This window comes from Gammaproteobacteria bacterium (assembly GCA_029884425.1).
Taxonomy (GTDB): Bacteria; Pseudomonadota; Gammaproteobacteria; order S012-40; family S012-40; genus JAOUHV01.
The window spans coordinates 1-7585 of the sequence record JAOUHV010000078.1 but is presented as its reverse complement, the minus strand read 5'-3'; the positions used below and the strand labels follow the sequence as shown (position 1 = coordinate 7585).

At 56.7% G+C, this 7585-nt stretch carries 10 protein-coding genes; 1 reads left to right on the top strand and 9 read right to left on the bottom strand.

The annotated features are described in order from the left end of the window. The 9 genes from OEW58_13760 to OEW58_13720 all read right to left on the bottom strand — a co-directional run. A partial coding sequence (locus OEW58_13760; protein ID MDH5302413.1) for a phosphatidylglycerophosphatase A occupies nucleotides 1-400 on the bottom strand: 400 nt, incomplete at its 3' end. Beyond that, a complete protein-coding gene (gene thiL, locus OEW58_13755) occupies nucleotides 401-1360 on the bottom strand; it encodes a thiamine-phosphate kinase (GenBank protein MDH5302412.1) in 960 nt (319 codons plus the stop codon). 16 nt (nucleotides 1361-1376) lie between these two features. Then, the gene (nusB, locus tag OEW58_13750; GenBank protein MDH5302411.1) at nucleotides 1377-1829 is read right to left on the bottom strand and encodes a transcription antitermination factor NusB; all 453 of its coding nucleotides are present in this window, start codon (nucleotides 1827-1829) and stop codon (nucleotides 1377-1379) included. A gap of 3 nt (nucleotides 1830-1832) precedes the next feature. Continuing rightward, nucleotides 1833-2306, bottom strand: coding sequence for a 6,7-dimethyl-8-ribityllumazine synthase (gene ribE / locus OEW58_13745; protein MDH5302410.1), 474 nt, complete (start codon nucleotides 2304-2306; stop codon nucleotides 1833-1835). Between the two features lie 24 nt (nucleotides 2307-2330). Then, nucleotides 2331-3443 carry a bifunctional 3,4-dihydroxy-2-butanone-4-phosphate synthase/GTP cyclohydrolase II gene (ribBA, locus tag OEW58_13740; protein ID MDH5302409.1) on the bottom strand — a complete coding sequence of 371 codons (1113 nt, stop codon included), beginning with the start codon at nucleotides 3441-3443 and terminating at the stop codon, nucleotides 2331-2333. Between the two features lie 6 nt (nucleotides 3444-3449). After that, entirely contained in the window at nucleotides 3450-4109 is a 660-nt protein-coding gene (locus tag OEW58_13735; protein MDH5302408.1) for a riboflavin synthase, read from the bottom strand. 3 nt (nucleotides 4110-4112) lie between these two features. Continuing rightward, nucleotides 4113-5237 (bottom strand): bifunctional diaminohydroxyphosphoribosylaminopyrimidine deaminase/5-amino-6-(5-phosphoribosylamino)uracil reductase RibD, encoded by a 1125-nt coding sequence (gene ribD / locus OEW58_13730; GenBank protein MDH5302407.1) that lies wholly within the window; start codon nucleotides 5235-5237, stop codon nucleotides 4113-4115. Between the two features lie 4 nt (nucleotides 5238-5241). Continuing rightward, a complete protein-coding gene (nrdR, locus tag OEW58_13725; protein ID MDH5302406.1) occupies nucleotides 5242-5754 on the bottom strand; it encodes a transcriptional regulator NrdR in 513 nt (170 codons plus the stop codon). Between the two features lie 15 nt (nucleotides 5755-5769). Then, the gene (locus OEW58_13720; protein ID MDH5302405.1) at nucleotides 5770-7023 is read right to left on the bottom strand and encodes a serine hydroxymethyltransferase; all 1254 of its coding nucleotides are present in this window, start codon (nucleotides 7021-7023) and stop codon (nucleotides 5770-5772) included. Nucleotides 7024-7250: 227 nt separating this feature from the next. Between OEW58_13720 and OEW58_13715 the strand changes: the two genes are divergently transcribed. After that, nucleotides 7251-7526, top strand: a complete 276-nt coding sequence (locus OEW58_13715) for a helix-hairpin-helix domain-containing protein (protein MDH5302404.1) — start codon at nucleotides 7251-7253, stop codon at nucleotides 7524-7526. Nucleotides 7527-7585 lie beyond the last annotated feature (59 nt).

The window sequence follows — 7585 nt, the reverse complement described above, 5'->3', positions numbered from 1 at the left end:
CAGCATGTCCCAGCATAATCCCCAAACCACCGTGAACCTTGGCATCCAGCCAGCCAATCGGCCAGGGCTTCCAGATATCAAACAGCCGAAACAACACAAAGCCAATCACCACCCACAACCAGCCCGGTGGCGCAAACATCATGGTAATCAGGTAGCCCGCCACCTCGTCCCAGACGATGGAACCGTGATCATGAACACCCAAGGCGCGAGAATATTCACCGCAGGCCCAGATACCGACCAGACACACCAGCAGCGTTGCCAGTGCATAGCCCCACAGTGGTAGTGGCTGTAACAACAGAAAAAGTGGCACCGCCGCCAGGGTGCCAAAGGTTCCCGGCGCCTTGGGTGCCAAACCAGAACCCAACCCCAGCGCCAGCCACTTGGCGACAAATGCTTTCACTCATGCCTCCCGAAAATGATCGTAGCCCGCCCCATGGATCGCCATCGGCTGGTCATGCTCGTCCAGACACACCAGACCAGGCTGGCTAACAATTTCGCCAATGCAACTGATGCGCAATCGCAACGTATCCGCCAGCGCCAGAATCTGTGACTGACGCTCCGCCGGGGCGGTAAAACACAGTTCGTAATCATCACCACCGTTTAACACGCCCTGCCAACCTCCCAGCAGTGCAAAGTGAGTTTTCACTTCCGCTGACAGTTGCAGCAGTGAGGGGTAAATTCTCGCCCCTACGCCACTCGCGGCAAGAATATGCGCCATGTCCGCCAACAGCCCGTCAGACACATCAATGCAGCTGCTGGCCAAACCTCGCAGTGCCAACCCCAACGCCACGCGCGGCTCCGGCTGGTGCAGGCGCTGTACGCTGTGCGGCACCTGAATCGGCAACGCTCCCAGCACTTGCTTCAACCCCAGATGCGCATCGCCAATCTGGCCCGATACAAACACCAGATCGCCCGGTTTGGCACCGCTGCGCAGCAGTGCCTGACCGCTGGGCAGCGAACCAGCCACCTGCACGGTGATGGTCAACGGGCCACGGGTGGTGTCGCCGCCAATCAACTGGAGTTGGTACTTGCTTGCCAAAAAACCCATGCCAGCACTGAAATCAGCCAGCCACTGTTCGTTTTTTTCTGGCAAAGTCAGCCCCAGCGTCGCCCACACCGGTTGTGCACCCATGGCCGCCAGATCACTAAGATTGACCGCCAGTGCCTTGAAGCCCAGTTCAAACGGTGCAGTGCCCACAGGGAAATGAACGCCCTCGACCATTGTGTCCAGCGCAATCGCCAACTGGGTATTGCCAGGGCCAGCGACCAGCGCGGCGTCATCCCCCACCCCCAGGACCACCTCGGCACGCGAGGCTCCCAGATGGGCGAAGTAACGTTGAATCAGATTGAATTCGGACATGGCGTCCAGAGAAGGGTTATTTGTTGGACTTGGCAGCGGCGGCAACTTCGACGCTACGCAGGTGTTTGGCCAGGTTATCCAGCACACCGTTAACAAACTTATGTGCCTTGTCGGCACCAAAACGCTTGGCCAGATCGACAGCCTCGTTAATCACCACGCGGTATGGAACTTCGGGGCAATGCAACAATTCGTAGACCGCCAAACGCAGCGTCGCCAATTCCACCGGGCTGATTTCATCCTTGCCACGGCTGATACCGGCGGACAGTGCTTCGTCCACTTCGCTCAAGCCCTTGGCTACACCCAGCAGCAGGGTCGCGAAGTAGTCCATGTCCGCTTTGGAGGTTTTGTATTCCTCACGGAACTGTTTTTCAATTTCCGTCACGCTGTTCTGGCTCATCTGCCACTGGTAGATAGCCTGCAGAGCAGCACGACGGGCGCGACGACGCGCGGGGGCAACAGAATTACTCATGACTTACTTGAACGCCTTTAACAAATTAACCATTTCGATCACGGAAAGTGCGGCTTCGGCGCCTTTATTGCCCGCCTTGGTACCCGCGCGTTCAATGGCCTGTTCGATGCTGTCCACCGTCAATACGCCAAACGCAACTGGCAGATTCTGCTGCAGTGCAACCTGGCCCAAACCCTTGGCGCATTCGCCAGCCACATAGTCAAAATGCGGTGTGCCGCCACGAATGACTACACCCAGGGCGATAATCGCATCGTATTTTTTGCTGGCAGCCATGCGTTGTGCCATCAGTGGAATTTCCACTGCACCCGGCACGCGGGCAATCTCGATATCTTTTTCCTTACCGCCATGACGCACGATGGTATCAATCGCGCCTTCCAGCAGTTTTTCACCGATGAAGCTATTAAAACGTCCCAGAACGATACCGAACTTGGCGCCATTGACCACCAGGTCACCTGCATAGGATTTGATTTCACTCATGTGCCGAACTCTTTACCTTATGTTTCACTCTACGCTAACGTAGTCTTCGACTTCCAAACCAAAACCGGAAAGTCCCAACAGTCGCTTCTTCGCGCCAATAACGCGCATTTTTCTCACACCCAAATCCAGCAAAATCTGCGCGCCAACACCGTACACCCGCAGCTCAGAACCCGACCCTGGCTTTGGCGGAGTACCGCCATCGTCTTCCAGCGCACAACTGCGAATCCGGCGAATCAGCTCCAGCGGATTTTCCTCACGGCGCAATAATACCAGCACTCCCTGGCCGGCGTCGCCAATCCGCTTCATCGCCTTGCGCACTGGCAACGGCATACCGGGCCGCTCGCTGCCCAGAATGTCACCGATATCGTTGCGCATGTGTACCCGCACCAGGGTCGAGCGATCAGCATTAATTTCGCCCAGGGTCGCCGCCAGATGCACCTCGCGCGTTACCGTATCGCGGTAAGCGTGCAGGCGAAAATCACCATACTCCGTAGGCAGATCACACTCGGCGACATGCTCAACGGTTTTTTCATTGCGGCTTCGGTACTCGATCAAATCGGCAATGGTGCCGATTTTCAGGCCGTGCTGCTCGGCAAAAATCTCCAGATCATCGCGCCGCGCCATGCTGCCGTCTTCTTTGAGAATCTCGACAATCACCGACGACGGCTCCAGTCCGGCCAAACGCGCCAGATCACAGCCCGCCTCGGTATGGCCGGCACGCGCCAGCACGCCACCGGGCTGCGCCATGATGGGAAAAATATGGCCCGGCTGAACAATGTCTTCCGGCTTGGCATCAGGTGCCACTGCCGCACGCACCGTCACCGCGCGATCAGCCGCAGAAATGCCGGTCGTCACGCCCTGTGCCGCTTCAATCGACACGGTAAAGTTGGTTGCATGGGCATCATTGGTTTCACTCACCATCAGCGGCAAACGCAACTGTTTGCAGCGCTGCGGTGTGAGTGTCAGACAAATCAAACCCCGGCCATACTTGGCCATGAAATTGATGTCTTCCGGGCGCACCCATTGCGACGCAATGATCAGGTCACCTTCGTTTTCCCGATCTTCGTCGTCCATCAGGATCACCATTTTTCCCTGACGGATGTCTTCAATAATTTCGTGTGTCGGACTTAGTGGCATACTGCTCTACTTGATAAAACCGTGGGCGGCGAGAAACGCCTCATCAATACCCTTTTTGCCGGGCTGTGCAGCGCGATCCCCCAGCAGCAGTCGCTCCAGATAACGGGCGATCAAATCCACTTCCAGATTCACCTGACTGCCAACCACAAAATCCTTCATCGTTGTCATCTGCATGGTGTGCGGCACGATATTCAGATCAAACACCGCGCCATCGACGGCATTCACCGTCAGACTGATGCCATCCACGCACACTGAACCTTTTTCAGAAATGTACTTGGCCAGCGCATCCGGTGCCTTGATTTGAAAACGCACGCTGCGGCCTTCGTCCCAGCGGTTAACCACTTCACCCACACCATCCACATGACCACTGACCAAATGGCCGCCCAACGGCGTGCCCAGCGTTAATGCAGTTTCCAGATTGACCTGCGTACCGACGCGCAATTTACCCAAGGTAGTGCGCAGCAGACTTTCCTTGGAAACGTCGGCCATGAAATAGTTTTTGCCTTTTTCGATCACCGTCAGGCACACACCACTGGTGGCAATGCTATCACCCAGCGAAACGTTGGCCATGTCCAGATCGGCGGCCTCGATTTTGAGTCGCAGATCTTGTCCCTTGCTGTGCACTGCGGCAATTTTGCCTACGCATTGGATGATGCCGGTAAACATGTCTTACCTTTTTTTCTTGTAAATTGGCTTGAGTACAAACCGCCAGTCTTTGCCGACAGCGCGCACATCCAGCATGGTTAACTCCACCCGGTCCTGCATTTTGGCCAAACCGGACAAGGTAAACAAACCACGCGCATTGTTGCCCATCAAATGCGGCGCCATGTACAGCACAATTTCGTCAATTAATTGCGCCTGAAGCAACGCACCGTTCAAAATGGAACCCGCTTCAACCAGCACTTCGTTGATTTCGCGCCGCCCCAGTTCATCCAGCACTGCCGCCAAATCCAGGTGCCCATCGGTTTCGTCGATGGTAATAACTTCACCACCTGCCGCAGTCAAAATCGCCTGTTTGCCTTCGGCGCCGTGGCAGGCAAAAATCCAGGTCTTGCCTTGTTCGCGCAATACGGTTGTTTGCGGATGAATGTGCAAATGACTGTCCAGCACTACGCGCACCGGCTGGCGTCGGACTTTTTCACCCAACTGTTCTTCACGCACCGTCAGCGACGGGTCATCGGCATCCACCGTCGCCAGACTGGTCAGCACCGCATCACTGCGTGCACGCCAGCGCTGCACATCTTTGCGCGCAGCCTCGCCGGTAATCCATTTACTCTCGCCGTCAGACATGGCGGTGCGGCCATCGACACTCATCGCCAGCTTGCAGCGTACAAATGGCCGACCAGTGGTCATGCGACTGATAAAGCCACGATTCAGTGCTTCCGCTTCAGCCTGCATCAAACCAACGCCAACATCAACGCCGGCTTTTTTCAGTTTTTTGATGCCGCTGCCTGCCACCTTGGGATTGGGGTCCTGCATCGCCACAATCACCCTGGCCACGCCGGCCTGAATCAACGCATCGGCGCAAGGCGGCGTGCGACCATGATGACTGCACGGCTCCAGCGTGACATACGCCGTCGCCCCCTGGGCGGCATCACCAGCCTGAGTCAGGGCATGCACTTCTGCATGCGGTCCACCAGCGGCAACATGCCAACCTTCTCCAACCACCTTGCCATTGTTCACCAGCACGCAACCCACCCGGGGATTCGGATGAGGACTAAACGTCTCCGTTTCTGCCACGCGCAGCGCACGCGCCATAAACACTGCATCTTCTTCGGTAAACCGATACGCCATGCAACTATCCCTTCCGTTGATCGTCTGGCAGCAATGGTATTTGGTGTCGTTTGGCCTCGGCGGTAGGCTCGCGTTCGAGCTTTTCCACCAACTCACGAAATGCGTTCATGTCTTCAAAGCTAAGGTACACCGACGCAAAACGAATATACGCGACCTCATCCAGATCGCGCAGCGCCTGCATCACCCATTCGCCCATTTTCTTGGCCGACACTTCCCGTTCGCCGGTGGCGCGCAACTGGCGCTTGATGCGATTAATCGCGTCTTCCACTGCTTCGGTACTAACCGGACGTTTCTCCAACGCACGTTGCATGCCGTTGCGCAACTTGGCTTCGTCGAACTGGGCGCGGCTTCCGTCGCGTTTGACGATGCGGGGCATGATCAGCTCCGCACCTTCGTAGGTGGTAAAGCGCTCAGCGCAGGTCAAACACTCCCTGCGCCGGCGCACTTGGTCGCCATCATTGGCCAAACGCGAGTCGATCACTTTGGTGTCATCGGCACCGCAAAATGGGCAACGCATGGCGAATCCTTTTTGTTAGGCGTAAACGGGCAGGCGCTTGCACACGGCCAGGACTTTCGCCTTGACCTGCTCAATCACCTTTTTGTCACCCTTGGCATCGATCACGTCGCACATCCACTGCGCCAGATCGGTACACTCGGCGATGCCAAAACCACGCGTGGTCACGGCAGGCGTACCCACACGAATACCGGAAGTCACAAACGGTGACTGCGGATCATTGGGCACGGCGTTTTTGTTAATGGTGATATTGGCATCGCCCAACCAGGCGTCGACATCCTTACCGGTCAGGCCGGCCTTGATGAAGCTCACCAGGAACAGGTGGTTGTCCGTGCCGCCAGAAACCACGTCGTAACCGCGCTTAATAAACACATTGGCCATGGCCTGAGCGTTTTTCACCACTTGTTTCTGATAGGTCTTGAACTCAGGCTGCAGTGCTTCCTTGAACGCCACCGCCTTGGCCGCGATTACGTGCATCAGCGGGCCGCCCTGGATACCGGGGAAAATGGCTGAGTTCAGTTTCTTCTCGATTTCGGGATTGGCTTTGGCCAGGATGATACCGCCACGAGGACCGCGCAGGGTCTTGTGGGTGGTCGACGTTGTCACGTCAGCGATCTGCACTGGGCTGGGGTATTCACCCGCCGCCACCAAGCCAGCCACGTGGGCCATGTCCACCAGCAGGAAGGCACCTACTTCGTCAGAAATATCGCGGAAACGCTGCCAATCCACCACGCGAGAATAGGCAGAGAAACCGGCGACGATCATTTTTGGCTTGTGCTCACGCGCCAAACGATCCACTTCGTCGTAGTCGATTTCGCCAGTGGCAGGGTTCAAACCGTACTGCACCGCCTTGTAGGTTTTGCCGGAAAAATTCACATGCGAACCGTGGGTCAGGTGACCACCGTGTGCCAGGCTCATGCCCAGTACCGTGTCACCGGGTTGCAGCAGCGCCATGTACACCGCGCCATTGGCCTGAGAACCGGAGTGCGCCTGCACGTTGGCGTAGTCGGCACCGAACAGTTTCTTTACCCGATCAATGGCCAACTGCTCGGCCTTGTCGACGTACTCACAGCCGCCGTAATAACGCTTGGCGGGGTAGCCTTCAGCATATTTGTTTGTCAAAACAGAGCCTTGCGCCTGCATCACGCGAGGACTGGTGTAGTTCTCGGAGGCAATCAGCTCGATGTGATCTTCCTGGCGACGCTCTTCATGAGTGATGGCATCCCACAGTTCGGCGTCAAAATCAGCAATATTCATGCTCTTGGAAAACATTCGCGTCTCTCCGATGGTTATAACCCGCCTGTTCGGCCAGTTGGGGGGAATTCGATTTAAGGGCGCGATTATACTGGAACTTGTGGCAAGTTTCATGGGGGAAGCACCAGAGATTGGGGTGAAACAGCCCGGCGACGCGGCCTGAGCGCCAGACAACGCACTTTTTTCCAGCCGGATTCGCGGCTATAGTGAATCCCCCCAACCCCAGGCCGCCACAGGAAGTCACCTTGAACCGGGAATCGCTCAAACGCCTCACCGACATCCCCAACATCGGCAAAGCCATGGAGCGGGATTTTCAGCACATCGGCATCCACCGCCCCGCCGACCTCATCGGCTGCGACCCCTACCAACTCTATCAACGCCTGTGCGAAATCACTCAGGTGCGCCAAGATCCCTGCGTGCTCGACACCTTCATGGCGGCAGTGGATTTTATGGCCGGAGGTACACCCAAAAAGTGGTGGGAGTTTACGGCGGAGAGGAAGCGGAAGTATGGGCAGGGGTGAGATCTGAAAAACGGCGCGAGACAATCGCGCAATAGACTGCCGCTGCGGTATTGGTAATA